This is a genomic window from Cedecea sp. Ae19-4 (assembly GCF_059801165.1).
In genome coordinates this window covers 450,389-466,893 of record NZ_JBCHWG010000002.1, presented here as the reverse complement: position 1 = coordinate 466,893, position 16,505 = coordinate 450,389, and the positions used below count along the sequence as shown (strand labels likewise).

The window sequence follows — 16,505 nt, the reverse complement described above, 5'->3', positions numbered from 1 at the left end:
GCGCGGTTACAAAGCACGATTTAGCTAGTAAACAACCTGAGTCGGCGCATCATCAATGCCGCGACTGTTGCGGACGGGTGCCGTCTGGACAGGTTGTTCTTGGGTTGCGCTGTGCGTTGTCGGCGTCGCTTTTTTATCAGCCGGAGGGAAATAAAGAGGCCCCTTCAGGCCGCAGCCGGTGAGGCTGACGAGCGTCAGTGCCAAAGCTAGAGGGCAGAAAATCTTCTTCATTATCGGGTAGCCTGTGATTCACTATTCTGCCGTCTATCATCGCAGGTGAACCCTGAAAAGCAATACTCTTCATCACCCAGACCGCTGAAAATCACCTGGCAGTAAATCGGGCAAGAAAATAATCGCTGCTACCTGGCCCCTTCTCATCGCTGACGCAGGTTGTCTTTCAAAAGGTGGCACAGATAAAACGGATGAGTATTACGGCCCTGAATGATCCCTGAGCCGCAGTTTCTAATTACCGGCGATGCTCTTATACTGCCCTGAAATCCCAACAGGAAGCAGACATGAACGACAGCGAATTTCACCTTTTAGCCGATAACCTGTGGCGCACGATTGAAGAGCGCCTGGACGACTGGGACGGCGATAGCGATATTGATTGTGAGATCAACGGTGGCGTGCTGACCATCAGCTTTGAAAACGGCAGCAAAATCATTATCAACCGCCAGGAACCTTTGCATCAGGTGTGGCTGGCCACCAAAAGCGGCGGCTACCATTTCAACCTGAAAGGTGACGAATGGATATGCGATCGTAGCGGCGCAGAGTTTTGGCAGTTGCTGGAAGAAGCGAGCACGCAGCAGGCAGGTGAAGCGGTTAGCTTCCGCTGATTACGGCTGGTACTGCTGCAGCAGCGGCGCTGAGTTGTCGTCCTGATTAACCGGCGCGGCTGTTGTGAGTGACTGGGTGCGGAACGGAATGACCTGCACCCGCCCATCCGTTTTCACAATCTGATAGAACTGCGGCAGGTTGAAGTTGATGAAGCTTGAGCCGTAGGTAAAACGATCGTGGGACGAGGAGTAGAAGCGGCTCACGTCGCGCACCAGCTCTTCTTTGCTGCCTTCGCAATGATGATAAACTTCCGCCCGGTTGCTTTCATCCAGGATATAGATGTTGAAGCCCTGGTCTTCACTGGCTTCTTCAAAGAAGAACTGAATAATCCCTTCACTGGCAAAGCCATCCACGACCGCCGGCAACTGTACCTGGTTAGTGCCAACCTGCACCGACAGGCCATGCAGCTTGTTGTGCGAGATGGCACCATAAAACTCAACGGCGTTTTCCAGTTTTTGTACCGAGACATTCAAACGCTCGAAGAACAGGCCCCATGTCTGCCCGGAGACGCGCAGCGCTTTAAAGCGGCCCGGCTCCTGGCGCGTGCTGGAAAGGCGGAACTCGATGCATTCAGACACCAACTGCTGTACGCGAGTGCGGATCAGGCCACGCAGGTGCTGGCTGTAGCAGAAGACTTCCACGCTATCCGGCGGTGCGGCGTCCTGGTGCATTTTCCCAAGAATGGTTTTCAATGCCTCGATCATCGCCTGCTCGCCGTTAAAGTGCAGGGTACGCACTTCGTTCCACGAGTTGCGATACAGCAGGTCAACGCTGCCAATCAGGCACTGCTGCTGCTCGCCGAAGCTGAACACATCCAGCTTACGGAAATCGAAATGCACAACCTGATTGCGGAAGGCGGCCGTCGGGTCATATTCAAGGTTGACGATAATCGCCAGATGGCGAATCTCGCACGGGCTATACAACGCTTTTGGCGTCGGTGCCGGGAGCCGCAGCGGGAAGTGATGGGAGACATCCGCCACCATCTCCTGCAGCTTCGGTAAATCACAAATACCGTTGCCCTTAATAAACAGGCGGGTACGCGAGGTCAGCAGGCCGTTAAAGTAGGCCCACGCCACCAGCTTATTAAGATAACGGTTATATTCCAGCGGTTGATGGCTGACGATAGAGTCCATGTTCGGCGCACGGTTGTAGAGATACCAGCCAGAGCGGTTCGCACGGCCAAGCGGCACATGGATAAAGGTCAGGTTCGGTTCAGACAGATCGGGGGAAATCTGCGGGTTTACCAGCGTGACTTTGCCCGGCAGCGCTTCAAACGCAGCGTACAGCTTACGCGTTAACACGCCGATGTCCTGCGGACTGGCGGACACACTCAGATTGTTGCGGCGCGCAAAGCGGATCAGATTGCGGTAGCTTTGCATCATCGCGTCGAGCAGTTCGTTGTGCGCCTCGCGGACCTGGTCGATTTTCCAGTTTGCACGGTTGTCCAGCATCGCCAGACGCGCTTCGTCCCAGCCCCAGCTCTTCACCAGTTGACTAAGGACTTCGCGGCGCCAGCCAACACAGGCACGCTCACGTGAAAGTTTTTCGCAAACTTTCAGATAGAAACAGCGGCGAACCAGGTCCAGACGCGCATGATCTTCGATTTGCGTCAGGTACTCGGTGACGCGTTCCAGCATCATGCAGTACGGATCGAGGCCAAAGGAGACAATTTCGCCGTCGTGCAGGCGCTGTTTAATGTCTTTTGCCAGCAGGCGCGTGTTCGGATATTCCCAGGAGTACGCCTCCAGCAGCAGCGTTTTCAGCACGGCTTTATACGGCGAGTCGATGCTTTTATAGAGCTGCCACAGGCTGGCGCCAAAGTACTCTTCAGCAGACAGTGAACTTAATCCACCGAGATCTAGCCACTCGTTCGGCGTCAGGACACCCTGCGCATAGAGGCTCATCACGTAATCGTCGTAATGCTCTTCTTCATCGCCCGGCACCATGTTCCACAGAATGCGCTTCCCGGCCAGACGTACCGCAGTACGGTAAAATTCGTCCAGCAGCAAGATATGCTGGGTAGAACCGCAGTCTTCGCCGCCCAGGCTGCCGCTTTCGTTGTGGCGGAAGCGGTTTTCATCAATCAGGAAGAAACTGACCTCAACGCCAAGGGAGGCCGCCCAGCTTTCCAGCAGGCTACATTTGCGCTGCAGCAGTTGGCGCTCGTCGTTATCGAGCCAGGCCTGGTGGCAAACCCAGATATCAAGGTCAGAAGAGCAGCTCTGCCCCACGGAGGAGGTGCTGCCCATAGAATAGAGGCCGGTGATCGGCAGTTCGCCCGCTGGCGTCTCCTGAGGCGGCATACCGCGCTGCAGTTCGAGTTCGTCCAGGTAGTGGCGTTGGGTTTCATCAGGCGTGTAGAGGCAAATGCCGCGGGGAACGTTACCGTCAAGGTAACCCGGCATCAGCGGGTGATGATAATGTAATAACGTTGGCAGTAGACTGTAGACCTGTTGGAAGGCAGGCCCCATAGCAGCAAGCGCACGATCTACGCGCAGTTGGTTGATGGCATCCAGTCTCTGTTTAAGTGTCTCAATATAGAGGTACAAGACGTATCGCCTGATGGTTTCAGTATTACGAAAAAACCCGTTTCCTGGTTGTTGTCCCCATTATTATAAACGATCGGGACAGCAATTGCTGGAAACGTGATCAATTTAACACCTTGCCTGTTGACCGTAAAGAAAGATGCGCTACCAAAGTGGTAGATGCCCTGGCCACAGGCTGTTTCTTCCATAATACGAATCACGTCCCTCTGTTGCCGGAAAAACCGCCGAACCTGACAGCCTTCCGCTAAGAGTGGTAGGATGGTCAGTGGACGATAATTACGGTAACAAGCATGTTAGACAATATACTCAGAATTGCCACTCGCCAAAGTCCCCTTGCACTCTGGCAAGCACATTATGTTAAGCAACGTCTTGAAGCTTTTCACCCGCAACTCACCGTTGAACTGGTGCCAATGGTCACCCGTGGCGACGTCCTGCTGGATACACCGCTTGCCAAAGTCGGCGGCAAAGGGCTGTTCGTTAAAGAGCTGGAGCTGGCAATGCTGGACGGGCGCGCGGACATCGCCGTCCATTCCCTGAAAGATGTGCCGGTGGCATTCCCTGAAGGTCTGGGGCTGGTCACCATCTGCGAGCGCGACGATCCCCGCGACGCTTTTGTTTCCAATCATTATCAAACGCTGGATGAGTTGCCTGCCGGCAGCATTGTGGGCACCTCAAGCCTGCGCCGTCAGTGTCAGATAGCCGAGCAGCGTCCAGATCTGGTGATTCGTTCCCTGCGCGGCAATCTTGGCACCCGCCTTGGTAAACTGGATAAAGGCGAATACGATGCCATTATTCTTGCCGTTGCCGGGCTAAACCGCCTTGAGATGCAGGATCGCATTCGCTACGCCTTACCGCCGGAAGTGTCTTTACCCGCAGTCGGCCAGGGCGCCGTCGGCATCGAATGTCGCCTGGACGATGAACGCACCAAAGCACTGCTCGCACCGTTGAATCACCATGAAACCGCCGTTCGCGTGAGCGCCGAACGTGCGATGAATATGCGCCTTGAAGGTGGCTGTCAGGTGCCGATCGGCAGCTATGCAGAGCTGAAAGATAACGAGCTTTGGCTGCGCGCATTAGTTGGCGCGCCGGACGGTTCCATTATGGTTCGTGGTGAACGTCGAGGTAAGCCAGAAGATGCCGTGGCCATGGGTGTTTCACTGGCTGAAGAGCTGTTGAATAACGGCGCAAGGGAAATCCTCGCCGACGTTTATGATGGAGACGCTCCCGCATGACGATCCTCGTCACCCGCCCCTCCCCAGCCGGGGAAGAGTTAGTGAGCCGACTGCGCACACTCGGGCAGGTGGCTTACAGCTTCCCGCTTATCGAGTTCTCGCCCGGCCGGCAACTATCGCTGCTTCCGGCCCAGCTTGCGGCGCTCGCACCAGGCGATCTGGTCTTTGTCCTCTCACAGCACGTCATTGACTATGCCGCCCCACTTTTGCGCCGTAACGGCATCCCGTGGCCGGGCAATCTCAGTTGGTTCGCCATCGGCAGAACGACAGCGCTGGCTTTCCATACCGTCAGCCATATTCCTATTCGTTACCCACAAGATCGGGAAACCAGCGAAATCTTGCTACAATTACCGGAATTACAAAATGTTGCTGGTAAGCGCGCATTGATTTTACGTGGTAATGGCGGGCGTGAACTGTTGGGAGAAACGCTGGAAGCGCGAGGTGCAGAAGTCAGCTTCTGCGAATGCTATCAGCGAAGCGCTATTATTTACGATGGAACAGAAGAAGCCCACCGTTGGCACGCCCGGGGGATCTCAACGCTGGTCGTGACCAGCGGCGAAATGCTACAGCAGCTTTATACGCTTACGCCTGACTGGTATCGCGAGAACTGGTTACTTCGCTGTGAGTTACTTGTTGTCAGCGAGCGTTTGGCAAGTCTTGCCAGGACATTGGGTTGGCAGAATATTCGGGTCGCCGCGAATGCGGACAATGACGCGCTGCTTCGCGCGTTACAACACACCTAACAATAACAGGACGCCACAATGACGGAACAAAATACTTCCTCCGCCATAGTTGAGGAAACCACACCCGCGGCGGAGACGCCATCACACGCCGAGCCCGTGACGAAGAAAAATCGTTCCGGCATTGCCGGTATTGCGCTGGGGGCCATCGCGATTGCCATTGCCCTGGCATTAGGTGGCGGACTTTATAGCTATGGTAAGCATCAGGCGTCCACTCAGACGGCCACCAGCGATGCGCTGGCAAATCAGCTGATTGCCCTGCAAAAACAGCAAGAAGAACAAAAAAGTGAATTTGAAGCGGCGCTAAAACAGCAGACGACCGCACTTAGCGACGCCAGCAAACAGCAGGCAGCGCTGGCACGTCATCTGGACGAAGTGCAGCAAAAAGTCGCGACTATTTCCGGTAGCGATTCCAAAACCTGGCTGCTGGCACAGGCCGATTTCCTTGTGAAACTGGCCGGCCGCAAGCTGTGGAGCGATCAGGATGTCACCACGGCCGCTGCGCTATTGAAAAGCGCTGACGCCAGCCTGGCAGATATGAACGATCCAAGTTTGATCACCGCTCGCCGAGCACTGACAGACGATATTTCTACGCTGTCTACGGTAACACAGGTCGACTACGACGGGATTATCCTCAAGCTCAATCAACTCTCTAATGGCCTGGATAATTTGCGTCTGGCCGACAACGACAGCGATGATTCCCCGATGGATTCTGACAGCAGCGAGTTGTCAGGTACGATTACCGAATGGCGCCAAAATCTGGTGAAAAGCTGGCACAGCTTTATGGATAGCTTTATTACTATCCGCCGCCGCGATGAAACCGCGGTTCCGCTCCTGGCGCCGAATCAGGATATCTACCTGCGCGAAAACATCCGCTCCCGCCTGCTAGTCGCCGCGCAGGCGGTGCCACGCCATCAGGAAGACACTTACAAGCAGGCGCTGGATAACGTTTCAACGTGGGTTCGCGCCTACTACGACACCAATGATTCCGCCACCAAAGCGTTCCTTGAAGAGCTTGATGGCCTGAGCCAGCAAAGTATTCATATGGATATTCCGCAAACGCTGCAAAGCCAGGCCCTGCTTGAAAAGCTGATGCAGACTCGGGTTCGCAATTTGCTTGCTCAGCCGGCAAGTCCTGCGGCCAATGATGCGCAGCCAGAAGCGGCCCCCGCTCAGCCGGCACCTGCCGTAAGTCAGGGGGAATAAATATGATTAAAGTCTTATTGCTCTTCCTGCTGCTGATTGCGGGCATCGTGCTGGGCCCAATGCTGGCAGGCCATCAGGGCTATGTTTTAATTCAGACCGATAACTACAACATTGAAACCAGCGTGACCGGATTAGTCATTATTCTGATCCTGACCATGCTGGTGTTGTTCGCCATCGAATGGGTATTGCGCCGCATTTTCCGTACCGGTGCCCGTACCCGTGGGTGGTTCCTGGGCCGCAAACGCAGCCGCGCCCGCAAACAGACCAAAGCCGCATTGTTGAAACTGGCCGAAGGCGATTATCAGCAGGTTGAGAAGCTGATGAGTAAGAATGCCGATCACGCCGAACAGCCGGTGGTTAATTACTTGCTGGCTGCCGAAGCCGCCCAGCAACGCGGGGATGAAATTCGTGCAAACCAGCATTTAGAGCGTGCCGCCGAACTGGCGGATAGCGATCAGCTCCCGGTCGAAATCACTCGCGTTCGCCTGCAGCTTGCCCGCAATGAAAACCACGCCGCACGCCACGGCATTGATAAGCTTCTGGAAATTGCGCCGCGCCATCCTGAAGTACTTCGCCTGGCCGAGCAAGCTTACCTGCGAACCGGCGCATGGAGTTCCCTGCTGGATATTCTGCCGGCCATGGAAAAAGTGCAGATTGGGGATGAAGCCCACCGCGATGCGCTGCAACAGCAGGCGTGGATCGGCCTTATGGATCAGGCGATGGCCGGACAGGGTAACGAAGGCCTCAAAACCTGGTGGCGTAATCAAAGCCGTAAAACGCGCCACCAGACCACGCTGCAGGTCGCCATGGCAGAGCATCTTATTGAGTGCGATGATCACGACGCCGCCCAGGAGATCATCCTTGACGGGCTGAAGCGCCAGTATGACGATCGTCTGGTATTGCTGATGCCGCGTCTGAAGTCAGGTAACCCAGAGCAGTTAGAGAAAGCATTGCGCCAGCAGATCAAAACGCAAGGCGATCGCCCTTTACTGCAGAGTACGCTTGGCCAGCTGCTGATGAAACACGGTGAATGGCAGCAGGCATGTGATGCATTCCGTGAGGCCATTAAACAGCGCCCGGATGCCTACGATTACGCCTGGCTGGCAGACTCTCTAGACAAATTACATAAGCCTGAAGAAGCCGCCCTCATGCGTCGTGACGGTCTGTTGCTCACGCTGCAAACTCCCTCTAACAGCTGATCATCAGGGCGGAGCTCTACCGCCCTTTTCTTTTTCCCACGCAAAAAAAAACACCTGCCACAGGGCAGGTGTTAAAACAGGTCTGTTTGACAACTAAGTGGTGCTTCACTCAACGTTATGTCCAGGGTGTTCGATGAGACCCCGTGGGGGCGACATCTGTCGGTGGACGATAAGCACCGTAATCGGCTCTGCGTCATTCCTTGGTTTATGAAGCCGAAGCAAACATAAGAAGTGGAATGAGCATCTACGCAGGTATTATTGCACAATACATGCCAGGTTTGCATGCAGAAACGGACTCAACTACCAAAATTAGTATTTTCATAGTATTAGCACCGCAAAGCTTTCTCCCCCGGGCTTTCCCGCCGGCCTGCACCGGCAGAAATGAATTGTCTCCTCCAGGAGACAAACTGTGGCTTAAATAAAAAAACCAAATAAAAACATGAGATTAAATGTCTCCATTTGAAGACACAAAATCACTCGATTGTCGCACCCAGGCGACAATTTCAGCGGCAGAATGACAAGGGTGGGTTTGCGACCGCGGGAATTTGCGAGGGGAGACATCCCCTGCGGGCCGCTGCTGAAGCAACGTTGCCTCGCTACGCTCGGCTCAAACCTCCTTCGAAGGTTCTCATCCTCTGTAAGCTTCAAATGCAAAAAGGCCAGCTCGAAAGCTGGCCTTTTCTAAAGTGGTCGGCGAGAGAGGATTATTCCCCTAAGGGCCGTTGCTGAAGCAACGTTGTCTCGCTGCGCTCGGCTCAAACCTCCTTCGAAGGTTCTCATCCTCTGTAAGTTTCAGATGCAAAAAGGCCAGCTCGAAAGCTGGCCTTTTCTAAAGTGGTCGGCGAGAGAGGATTCGAACCTCCGACCCACTGGTCCCAAACCAGTTGCGCTACCAAGCTGCGCTACTCGCCGAAATACTGCTTTTACTGCTGCTTTCAACACATCAAAAGCTTATTAGGGCTCCGGGCTGAAAGAAAAAACCCTTCTTCAGAAGGGCTTTTAAAATTTGGTCGGCGAGAGAGGATTCGAACCTCCGACCCACTGGTCCCAAACCAGTTGCGCTACCAAGCTGCGCTACTCGCCGAAATACTGCTTATTAATTTAGGTGTGGTGCGAAGAGAGGGACTTGAACCCTCACGTCCGTAAGAACACTAACACCTGAAGCTAGCGCGTCTACCAATTCCGCCACCTTCGCATACATCTAAATTAATGGGGTGGCTAATGGGACTCGAACCCACGACAACTGGAATCACAATCCAGGGCTCTACCAACTGAGCTATAGCCACCACTGTAAAACTTTCACGCGGTACATGATACCACCGCAGCTCTAGCGCCATTATAATAAATGGTGCGCCCGACAGGATTCGAACCTGAGACCTCTGCCTCCGGAGGGCAGCGCTCTATCCAGCTGAGCTACGGGCGCGTAGCGCCGTTGCGGGGTCGGATAATACGGGCTTCGTGCTCAGCTGTCTAGTGCTTATTTCAATAAAATACTCGCAAAACTGCGCGTTTGGTTATGCTTTGTGCATCCTGATGCTTATCCGTTCAGTTTTTCACTAACGGCATGCTTATTCAGGCCAAACACCTTATAAACCAACGTCACCGCAGCCAGGAAAACAACGCCGACCGTCAGCGACATTCGCGTATCTTCATTCAAGCCCATCCCCACAAGCACACACGCCAGGAACGCCATGGTCAGGTAGTTAGCCCACGGGAATAAAATAGATCGGAACGGGTGGCTGGCAATGGCTTCCCGGTGCGCCTTACGGAAGCGAATCTGGCTAATCAGGATCACAAACCACGGCACCATGCCCGGTAATACGCTGGCGCTGTAGACATAAACGAAAACGCGCTGCGGATTTGGAATGATGTAATTCAGACAAGAACCGAGCAGCAGAATACCGATAGAAACAGCTACCCCAACGACAGGTACGCCGCTACGGGAAACTTTCGCCATTTTGGCCGGGAGCTGGCGGTTTTTCGCCAGGGCATACAGCATACGCCCACAGCTGTACATACCGCTGTTACAGCCAGACAATGCCGCCGTCAAAACAACAAAGTTAATAATCCCTGCCGCCGCGGTGATGCCTATTTTCGCGAAGGTCAGTACAAACGGGCTACCTGTAGTGCCGATTTGGTTCCATGGGAAAATAGTGACGATAACGAAAATCGCGCCCACATAGAAAATCAGAATACGCCACAGCACTTTCCCTACGGCACTGCGTAAGGTGACCTGCGGGTTCTTAGCTTCGCCGGCGGTAATACCAATTAACTCCACGCCCTGATAGGAAGCCACAACAATACACAACGCGGTCAGGAATCCTTTCCAGCCGCCAGCAAAGAAGCCGCCGTGCTCTGTAAGGTTGCTAAAGCCAGTCGCCTGACCATGATTTCCAAAACCGAAAAAGATAACGCCCAGGCCAACGACAATCATCACGATGATGGTTGTCACTTTAATCATTGCAAACCAGAACTCGATTTCCCCGTAAAGGCGCACTGCCGCAAGGTTTGCCAGCGCCACAAGCCCTACGGCAAAAATGGCGGGCAGCCACTGAGGAAGATCCGGGAACCAGTATTGGACGTAGACACCAATCGCTGTAATTTCGGAGATGCCAACCGCCATCCACATAAACCAGTAAGACCAGGCCGTCAGATAGCCGAAAAAGGGGCTCATATAGCGGTGCGCATAGACGGCAAACGACCCGGCTACGGGTTCAAGGAACAACATTTCTCCCATTGAACGCATAATAAAGAACACGAACAGGCCCGCAATAATGTACGCCAGCAGTACCGACGGTCCGGCCCATTTGAGGGTACTGGCGGCGCCCATAAACAGGCCAACACCAATGGTCCCTCCCAGGGCGATAAGTTCGATGTGTCGAGCTTCCAGCCCGCGCTGCAGCTCTGCTTTTTTCTCTGCCATAAATCCTCTGTATTGTGTTTGCTTTACTCCGGTTTTTACCGGTTATTGTGTTTGGTTGTTGCCAGGGTCAATAACAGGCCATGCAGCGTCGGCAAGAGATTTGCTGGCGCAACATCACTACGGCACTGCATCGAGTGGGCGCAATGGTTCCGTATTTTTTACAAAATTACAAATAACTGCGTAACAAACTGGAATAAGTCTGGTTGAAAATCATGCAGGGAAAGCAAAACGCGCCCGGATGAGCGCGTTGAAAGGTTTAAAGCTTACCGGTCAGATGCCAGCGCTGATAGCGTAGCAGCCTGAGTTGCCGTTTAATGCGGGTCGGCTGTGAAAGCAGGCGGTATAGCCATTCCAGACCTAAGTTTTGCCAGACTTTAGGCGCCCGCTTTACTCGTCCGGTAAATACGTCATATGTTCCACCCACACCCATATAAAGCGCATGGGGATGGACCTTCCGACACGCCTGCATCAGGATCTCCTGACGTGGCGAGCCCATCGCGACGGTAACAAGCTCAGCCCCACTGTCACGAATGCGCTCAAACAAGGCTGGCCGCTGCGCATCGGTAAAATAACCGTCCTGGCTGCCGACAATATTGACCTGCCAAAGCTGTCTGAGCTTAGCTTCGGTCTGCGCAAGAACGTCGGGCTGGCCACCCACCAAAAATACCGGGGTCCCTTCCTGACCCGCCCGTACCATCAAGGCTTCCCACAGATCGGCCCCCGCTACGCGATTAACCACAGCTTCAGGGTATTTTTTCCGGATGGAGCGAACGACGCTGATGCCGTCGGCGTATTTGTATTCCGCTGCCGCAATCAGGCCGCGAGCTTGCTCATCGTCTTCTGCCGTCAGCACTTTTTCAGCATTAATCGCCACTAACGTCCCCTGGCGCAATCGCCCCCCCGCATAGAGATAATCCAGCGCATGCTGCATATCTCGCCATCCCAACAGGTCAAGACCACGAAGAGTATAAAAAGGGGCTTCAGTAGAGTTGTTCATGAATATCCTTGTCATGCATTTTGCGCGTCGACTGCGGACACGCGGCGCAAGCGCTGATGAATAAGCCCCGCGCTTTCAAATAGCCAATAAAGTAATTTTGTCACGACAAGGCAGGCGCCAAAAATGACCAGGAAGAACACCACGCGTGAAACAAAAGAGTCCAGCCCCTCACGAGCCAGAACGATCATATTGAAAATCGCCCCGAAGCAGAACGCATAGATTATTGCCGCTTTGTAGCGATTACTTTCTCTGTTCGCCAGCTCATACAGCCAGTCAAACCATTTGATAATCAAGCCGACGACAACTGCCCCGAGTGGGATAAACCACACGCCGCCCATCACCACCAGCGAGCCTATCAGCGTTGGGGAAATGGCCAGTCCCGAATGGTTGTTCAGTACCTGCCAGGTGAAATAGTTCGCGGTATTCAGCACCGTGCCAGGACGATCTGGCCAGACCCAACTGGGGATAAATACGTAGAAATCCCGAATAATAGGTGCGAGCCCCTGGAATTCAATCTTGTCGTAATTTTGCAGCAAGAGACCCAGATTCTCCCACGGAGAGAACGTATCTCGGGTCAAATAAAGGAAGGTATAAAACGCTTCGTCACCGCTGACGTTCAGGCCGTAGCGCTTAAGCGCCAGCCAGAACATCCCGACGATCCCTAGCACACCCGCCGCCGCCAGCATCCAGAGGGAGATCCACCCGCGAATAATGCCGATAAACAAGAAGATGGCGAAGGCGATGATGATGTTGGCACGCGTCCCGCCGACAATCATGTACGTTAACAGGCCGAAACCCACAGTACTGACCAGGAAGAAGATCCAGGCCCGGCTGTCCTGACGCAGGAAGTACACCACCAGCATGGCTGGTATAAAGAAATAGAAGAAGCGCTTAAGCGCTACGCCTGACACTTCACTGGAGAAAATTTGGCTGTAAGAATGCAGCTTAAACAACAGGAAGCCGTTATGGGCAAAGAAGATGCCGACGCTGATCAAAGCCACTAACACCAGCATCAGCCACGTCAGGTTCGTCTCAACGCGATTCATGGTAAATAGCGGACGCCGCTCCATGTGCCCTGCCTTCGCCCTAAGCCGCGTTTTATAGGTCACATAGTAAATGCCATAGAAACAGGCCGCCGCGAGCTGAGCCTGCAACAGCACGTCCGCGGGCACCACCGATACCCCAAAACGAAACACCAGGGTACAGGTAAACGGAAAGCCGAAGAAAAAGGTCAACAGGTAAAGCAGTGAAAAGAAGACGTTGAAGTTAAAGCGCACGCGGCGAAACTCTTGATACGTCAACAATCCGATAAACCCGACCGACAGGAACCAGACAACAAATAACCCGCCAAATTGCGTCAGACTCATTTTTGCTCTCCAGCCGCGGTGCTAAGCGCGCGATGCCACCCATCGATATAGTTAGGGTTAAAGAAAGCGATGCTTTGTTTATCCAGTAAGCGTAGCTGGCGCTGAGCTTCCCGCACCGTCGCCTCATCCAGGATATCCTCGGTAAAGAGCACCGGAATATGCTGCTCAACCATGTCTTGCCAGAAAGGATTTTTCCGGTTCAGCACGCAGGGGATCCCGGCCTGAATCAGTAAGCAAAGCGTGCCGATGCCCTGCTGGCGTGCAAAGATAAAATAGCCGAGATCGCACTGACGCAGCAGAGTGAGGTAATCATTGAATTCGATTTTTTCCGTCAGCACGTCAAAATTTTCCGGGCTAAATAAACCGCTGCCAGCCTGCTTTACTTCTGCAATATAAGCTTCGTTATTTGTCGGGTATCCCATCGGCACAACAATGCGCACCGTGTCGCCAAATTGCTGATGAATAGCCTTCAGTACATCAACATGCTGGTTGCTGCGGTCACCAGAGTTGCCCACGAGTAACGTCAGCTTCCCGCTGTGTTGCCGATCAACAGCCATTGTATTGAGGCCAGGATCCATACGCGTTGGGAAATACAGCAGCTCGCCAGGCACCTGTGGGTGCCGCTGGTGAAAATAGCTTAAATCCCCACGCGTGGCGTAAACGCGCCCAACTAGGCCTTGGGCAAAACGGCGTAACTGGTAAAAAAGCCGAAATTTGATGCTGCGTGAAACCTCATAAAGATCGGCTCCCCAGATATGCCAGTTCACCTGCTCCGGCTTTAGTCCCCCGGTTAGCAAGGCAATCCAAAGACTGCCGTTAAACTGCCCGTGAAAAAAGAAACGCTGCTGTCGGTTAGCTCGAGCTTTTGCCACAATTTCTGCGGCAATAGCCTGCTTTGAAGGGCATAGAGAGATCGACAGCGCCGGAAAAGCGGACAACAAAGAGCGATCCTCTGAAACCACGATAAATTCTCGTGCATGAGGCGTCGTGGCGGCCAGAACGTCGTTAAAAAAACGTAATACCGTCTGATTATGATGCGGGATATCAGATCCCAATACGTGAATCAGTGTTGTCATGCTCGTCTACGATAAATAAGAAATACGCCACAGCAGAGCGCAAAATAAACAATATAGGTCGCCATATAAGCCTGAGCCGCGCCCAACGCACCATGAGCAGGTATTAACCAACGCGAAAAGCCGGTTAACAGCATAAACTGACTGATTTCAGTCAAAATATAAAAGCGCAGTGACGCCTTCGCGATAACCAAATAGCCAAACACATAGGCGCCTACCTTCAGCACATCCCCCACCAGCTGCCAGGCAAACAAATCACGCATGGCGATAAATTTTGGCGAAAACAGTAGCCAGATGGCGAAATCACGCAGCAGCCAGACTGTCAGGCTTGCGGCTGCCACGGCGGGCAGAACAAACTTTAGCGAGCGCACAATTTCACGCGTGATGGCGCTTTTTTCTTTCAGACGAGCAAGCGTTGGCAACAGGTAAACGCTAAAAGATGCCGTAATAAACTGCAGATAAGCATCTGAAATACTGCTTACCCCTTGCCAGATACCGACTTCGTCCCAACTGTAATGTTCCGCCAGCAGGTTTCGCATCATCACGTAGGCCACGGGAAGCGTGACTGAGGTGATCAGCGCCATGAGCGTAAACTTGCCAAGATGGCTGGCCAGCAGCTTATCCCAGCTCGGTCTCAAATAGCCCAGCGGAACATGTTCGCGCCTGACCAGCATAAGCACCGCAGGAACGACGACCAGAGCGGGGACCAACGCGAGACCTAACAGCGCCCCCTGGTAACCGCCGAAGCGATAGCAAGCATAATAAGCCAGCACGCCAATAACGCTGCCTGCAATTAACGCAAGTGCGTTACCCGCCGCATCGCGAAACCCCTTCATAATGGCCAGCGACAGGTTTGCCCAGGCAATGCCCATCTGGACCAGTGCCACCAGACGCACCAGGTTCTGGTAGTCCGCATGACCAAACAATCCAAGGCTTATCGGTCCCGCGGCCAGAACGAAAATCACGGCCAGCAGCGACGAAAAACCCAACACCATCGCCGAGGAGGTGCCAAGTACCCGCTTTAACTGCTCCGGATTGTCATGATGTTCAGCAACGTATTTGGTGACACCGTTAAAAATACCCGCACCAGCAAGCACGCCGAGCACGGTTACCATCTGACGAAAATTACCGGCCAACCCCACCCCAGAAGGGCCAAAGGCAACGGCCAGCATTTTGACCACCAGCAAACCGGCACCAATTTTTACCAGCGTGGACCCGGCGGTCCACAGTGACGCTTTAGCTAACGACATCTCAGGCGAAGTAGCTTTGCAGCGTATTGATGACGGTGCGTTGGTTCACTGGCGGCAAGTTATAGAAAAGCGGCAGGCGAAGCAAACGCTCACTTTCACGAGTGGTGAAGCGATCTTCCCCGTGGAATCGACCAAATTTCTCACCGGCCGGGCAAGTATGCAGCGGAATGTAGTGGAACACCGCCAGGATCTCCGCTTCTTTCAGGTAGGAAATCAGCGCGCTGCGGTCTTCAATATCGCGCAGCTTGATGTAGAACATATGGGCATTCTGCACGCAATTTTGAGGAATAGTCGGAAGTTCGATACGCCCGGCTTTTGCTAACGGCAAAAGAGCGTCGTGATAGGTTTGCCACAGCTTCAGACGCTGCTGGTTAATCTGTTCTGCCGCTTCAAGCTGCGCCCAAAGATAAGCCGCCTGCAGATCGGCCATTAGGTAGCTTGAGCCAATATCACGCCAGGTGTATTTATCCACCTGACCGCGGAAGAACTGACTGCGGTTGGTGCCTTTCTCACGAATGATTTCTGCCCGCTCGATTAAAGCAGGGTCGTTAATGAGCGTCGCGCCACCTTCCCCGCCCGCGGTATAGTTTTTCGTCTCATGAAAACTGAAACACCCGATGTGGCCAATTGCACCCAGCGCGCGGCCTTTATAAGTCGACATCACACCCTGAGCGGCATCTTCCACCACAAACAGGTTATGTTTTTTGGCGATGGCCATAATGGTATCCATTTCACAGGCCACTCCTGCGTAATGGACCGGCACGATAGCTCGCGTTTTTTCAGTAATTGCCGCTTCAATTTTTGTTTCGTCGATGTTCATGGTATCAGGGCGCACGTCCACAAAGACGATGACGGCCCCTCGAAGCACAAAGGCATTAGCCGTCGAAACAAAGGTGTAGCTCGGCATGATCACTTCATCGCCAGGCTTGATATCCAGCAGGATAGCGGCCATCTCCAGCGAAGCTGTACAAGACGGCGTCAGCAGCACTTTCTTGCTGCCAAAACGTTGCTCCATCCATTGCTGGCAGCGGCGAGTAAATCCCCCGTCTCCGCACAGTTTGCCGCTGCCCATAGCAGCCTGCATGTATTCAAGTTCAGTACCAACGACCGGCGGAGCGTTAAATGGGATCATTTT

13 protein-coding genes, 5 tRNA genes and 2 other RNA genes are annotated in these 16,505 nt (G+C 53.6%); 5 read left to right on the top strand and 15 right to left on the bottom strand.

What is annotated here, in order from left to right:
• Nucleotides 1-24: 24 nt before the first annotated feature.
• The gene (gene lptM, locus AAIE02_RS14980) at nt 25-231 is read right to left on the bottom strand and encodes an LPS translocon maturation chaperone LptM (protein ID WP_498532829.1); all 207 of its coding nucleotides are present in this window, start codon (nt 229-231) and stop codon (nt 25-27) included.
• 284 nt (nt 232-515) lie between these two features.
• Between lptM and cyaY the strand changes: the two genes are divergently transcribed.
• Nucleotides 516-836 carry an iron donor protein CyaY gene (gene cyaY, locus AAIE02_RS14975; RefSeq protein WP_008455522.1) on the top strand — a complete coding sequence of 107 codons (321 nt, stop codon included), beginning with the start codon at nt 516-518 and terminating at the stop codon, nt 834-836.
• Here the strand turns inward: cyaY and cyaA are convergent, their stop codons facing one another.
• The gene (gene cyaA / locus AAIE02_RS14970; RefSeq protein ID WP_008455525.1) at nt 837-3,386 is read right to left on the bottom strand and encodes a class I adenylate cyclase; all 2,550 of its coding nucleotides are present in this window, start codon (nt 3,384-3,386) and stop codon (nt 837-839) included. It abuts the gene before it with no gap.
• A 287-nt stretch (nt 3,387-3,673) separates the two neighbouring features.
• On the opposite strand from cyaA, the gene hemC reads away from it, so the two are divergent.
• Genes hemC through hemY form a run of 4 tightly spaced genes read left to right on the top strand, consistent with a single transcriptional unit; the run spans nt 3,674 to nt 7,760 of the window.
• Nucleotides 3,674-4,615: a hydroxymethylbilane synthase gene (gene hemC / locus AAIE02_RS14965; protein WP_008455526.1), complete on the top strand. Its 942-nt coding sequence runs from the start codon at nt 3,674-3,676 to the stop codon at nt 4,613-4,615.
• Entirely contained in the window at nt 4,612-5,358 is a 747-nt protein-coding gene (gene hemD, locus AAIE02_RS14960) for a uroporphyrinogen-III synthase (protein WP_166995868.1), read from the top strand. Before hemC ends, hemD begins: the two co-directional genes overlap by 4 nt.
• 18 nt (nt 5,359-5,376) lie before the next feature.
• Nucleotides 5,377-6,561 (top strand): uroporphyrinogen-III C-methyltransferase, encoded by a 1,185-nt coding sequence (gene hemX, locus AAIE02_RS14955; protein WP_336983776.1) that lies wholly within the window; start codon nt 5,377-5,379, stop codon nt 6,559-6,561.
• 2 nt (nt 6,562-6,563) lie between these two features.
• Nucleotides 6,564-7,760 carry a protoheme IX biogenesis protein HemY gene (gene hemY / locus AAIE02_RS14950; protein ID WP_336983777.1) on the top strand — a complete coding sequence of 399 codons (1,197 nt, stop codon included), beginning with the start codon at nt 6,564-6,566 and terminating at the stop codon, nt 7,758-7,760.
• A gap of 525 nt (nt 7,761-8,285) precedes the next feature.
• Here hemY and AAIE02_RS14945 read toward each other — a convergent pair.
• The 13 genes from AAIE02_RS14945 to rffA all read right to left on the bottom strand — a co-directional run bounded on the left by AAIE02_RS14945 (nt 8,286) and on the right by rffA (nt 16,502).
• A non-coding RNA gene (locus AAIE02_RS14945) (RtT sRNA) lies at nt 8,286-8,413 on the bottom strand.
• A 34-nt stretch (nt 8,414-8,447) separates the two neighbouring features.
• Nucleotides 8,448-8,561, bottom strand: a non-coding RNA gene (locus AAIE02_RS14940) — RtT sRNA.
• A 34-nt stretch (nt 8,562-8,595) separates the two neighbouring features.
• Nucleotides 8,596-8,672: transfer RNA gene (locus AAIE02_RS14935), tRNA-Pro, on the bottom strand.
• A gap of 95 nt (nt 8,673-8,767) precedes the next feature.
• A tRNA-Pro gene (locus AAIE02_RS14930) sits at nt 8,768-8,844 on the bottom strand.
• A 24-nt stretch (nt 8,845-8,868) separates the two neighbouring features.
• A tRNA-Leu gene (locus AAIE02_RS14925) sits at nt 8,869-8,955 on the bottom strand.
• Between the two features lie 15 nt (nt 8,956-8,970).
• A tRNA-His gene (locus tag AAIE02_RS14920) sits at nt 8,971-9,046 on the bottom strand.
• A gap of 60 nt (nt 9,047-9,106) precedes the next feature.
• Nucleotides 9,107-9,183, bottom strand: a tRNA-Arg gene (locus AAIE02_RS14915).
• A 114-nt stretch (nt 9,184-9,297) separates the two neighbouring features.
• Nucleotides 9,298-10,683, bottom strand: coding sequence for a bifunctional threonine/serine APC transporter ThrP (gene thrP, locus AAIE02_RS14910; RefSeq protein WP_008455535.1), 1,386 nt, complete (start codon nt 10,681-10,683; stop codon nt 9,298-9,300).
• A gap of 256 nt (nt 10,684-10,939) precedes the next feature.
• On the bottom strand, nt 10,940-11,680 hold the full coding sequence (gene wecG, locus AAIE02_RS14905; RefSeq protein ID WP_498532828.1) for a lipopolysaccharide N-acetylmannosaminouronosyltransferase: 741 nt from the start codon (nt 11,678-11,680) through the stop codon (nt 10,940-10,942).
• A gap of 11 nt (nt 11,681-11,691) precedes the next feature.
• A complete protein-coding gene (gene wzyE / locus AAIE02_RS14900) occupies nt 11,692-13,047 on the bottom strand; it encodes an ECA oligosaccharide polymerase (RefSeq protein WP_498532827.1) in 1,356 nt (451 codons plus the stop codon).
• Complete coding sequence (locus tag AAIE02_RS14895) at nt 13,044-14,123, bottom strand: TDP-N-acetylfucosamine:lipid II N-acetylfucosaminyltransferase (RefSeq protein ID WP_336983779.1); 1,080 nt, start codon at nt 14,121-14,123, stop codon at nt 13,044-13,046. The genes wzyE and AAIE02_RS14895 overlap by 4 nt, the downstream gene beginning before the upstream one ends.
• The gene (gene wzxE, locus AAIE02_RS14890; protein ID WP_336983780.1) at nt 14,120-15,370 is read right to left on the bottom strand and encodes a lipid III flippase WzxE; all 1,251 of its coding nucleotides are present in this window, start codon (nt 15,368-15,370) and stop codon (nt 14,120-14,122) included. Before wzxE ends, AAIE02_RS14895 begins: the two co-directional genes overlap by 4 nt.
• Nucleotide 15,371: 1 nt before the next feature.
• Nucleotides 15,372-16,502 carry a dTDP-4-amino-4,6-dideoxygalactose transaminase gene (gene rffA, locus AAIE02_RS14885; protein WP_008455546.1) on the bottom strand — a complete coding sequence of 377 codons (1,131 nt, stop codon included), beginning with the start codon at nt 16,500-16,502 and terminating at the stop codon, nt 15,372-15,374.
• Nucleotides 16,503-16,505: the final 3 nt, after the last annotated feature.

Coding starts and splice junctions, on each gene's coding strand:
- lptM (WP_498532829.1), bottom strand. CDS start 231: ATGAAGAAGATTTTCTGCCCTCTAGCTTTGGCACTGACGCTCGTCAGC.
- cyaY (WP_008455522.1), top strand. CDS start 516: ATGAACGACAGCGAATTTCACCTTTTAGCCGATAACCTGTGGCGCACG.
- hemC (WP_008455526.1), top strand. CDS start 3,674: ATGTTAGACAATATACTCAGAATTGCCACTCGCCAAAGTCCCCTTGCA.
- hemD (WP_166995868.1), top strand. CDS start 4,612: ATGACGATCCTCGTCACCCGCCCCTCCCCAGCCGGGGAAGAGTTAGTG.
- hemX (WP_336983776.1), top strand. CDS start 5,377: ATGACGGAACAAAATACTTCCTCCGCCATAGTTGAGGAAACCACACCC.
- hemY (WP_336983777.1), top strand. CDS start 6,564: ATGATTAAAGTCTTATTGCTCTTCCTGCTGCTGATTGCGGGCATCGTG.
- thrP (WP_008455535.1), bottom strand. CDS start 10,683: ATGGCAGAGAAAAAAGCAGAGCTGCAGCGCGGGCTGGAAGCTCGACAC.
- wecG (WP_498532828.1), bottom strand. CDS start 11,680: ATGAACAACTCTACTGAAGCCCCTTTTTATACTCTTCGTGGTCTTGAC.
- wzyE (WP_498532827.1), bottom strand. CDS start 13,047: ATGAGTCTGACGCAATTTGGCGGGTTATTTGTTGTCTGGTTCCTGTCG.
- AAIE02_RS14895 (WP_336983779.1), bottom strand. CDS start 14,123: ATGACAACACTGATTCACGTATTGGGATCTGATATCCCGCATCATAAT.
- wzxE (WP_336983780.1), bottom strand. CDS start 15,370: ATGTCGTTAGCTAAAGCGTCACTGTGGACCGCCGGGTCCACGCTGGTA.
- rffA (WP_008455546.1), bottom strand. CDS start 16,502: ATGATCCCATTTAACGCTCCGCCGGTCGTTGGTACTGAACTTGAATAC.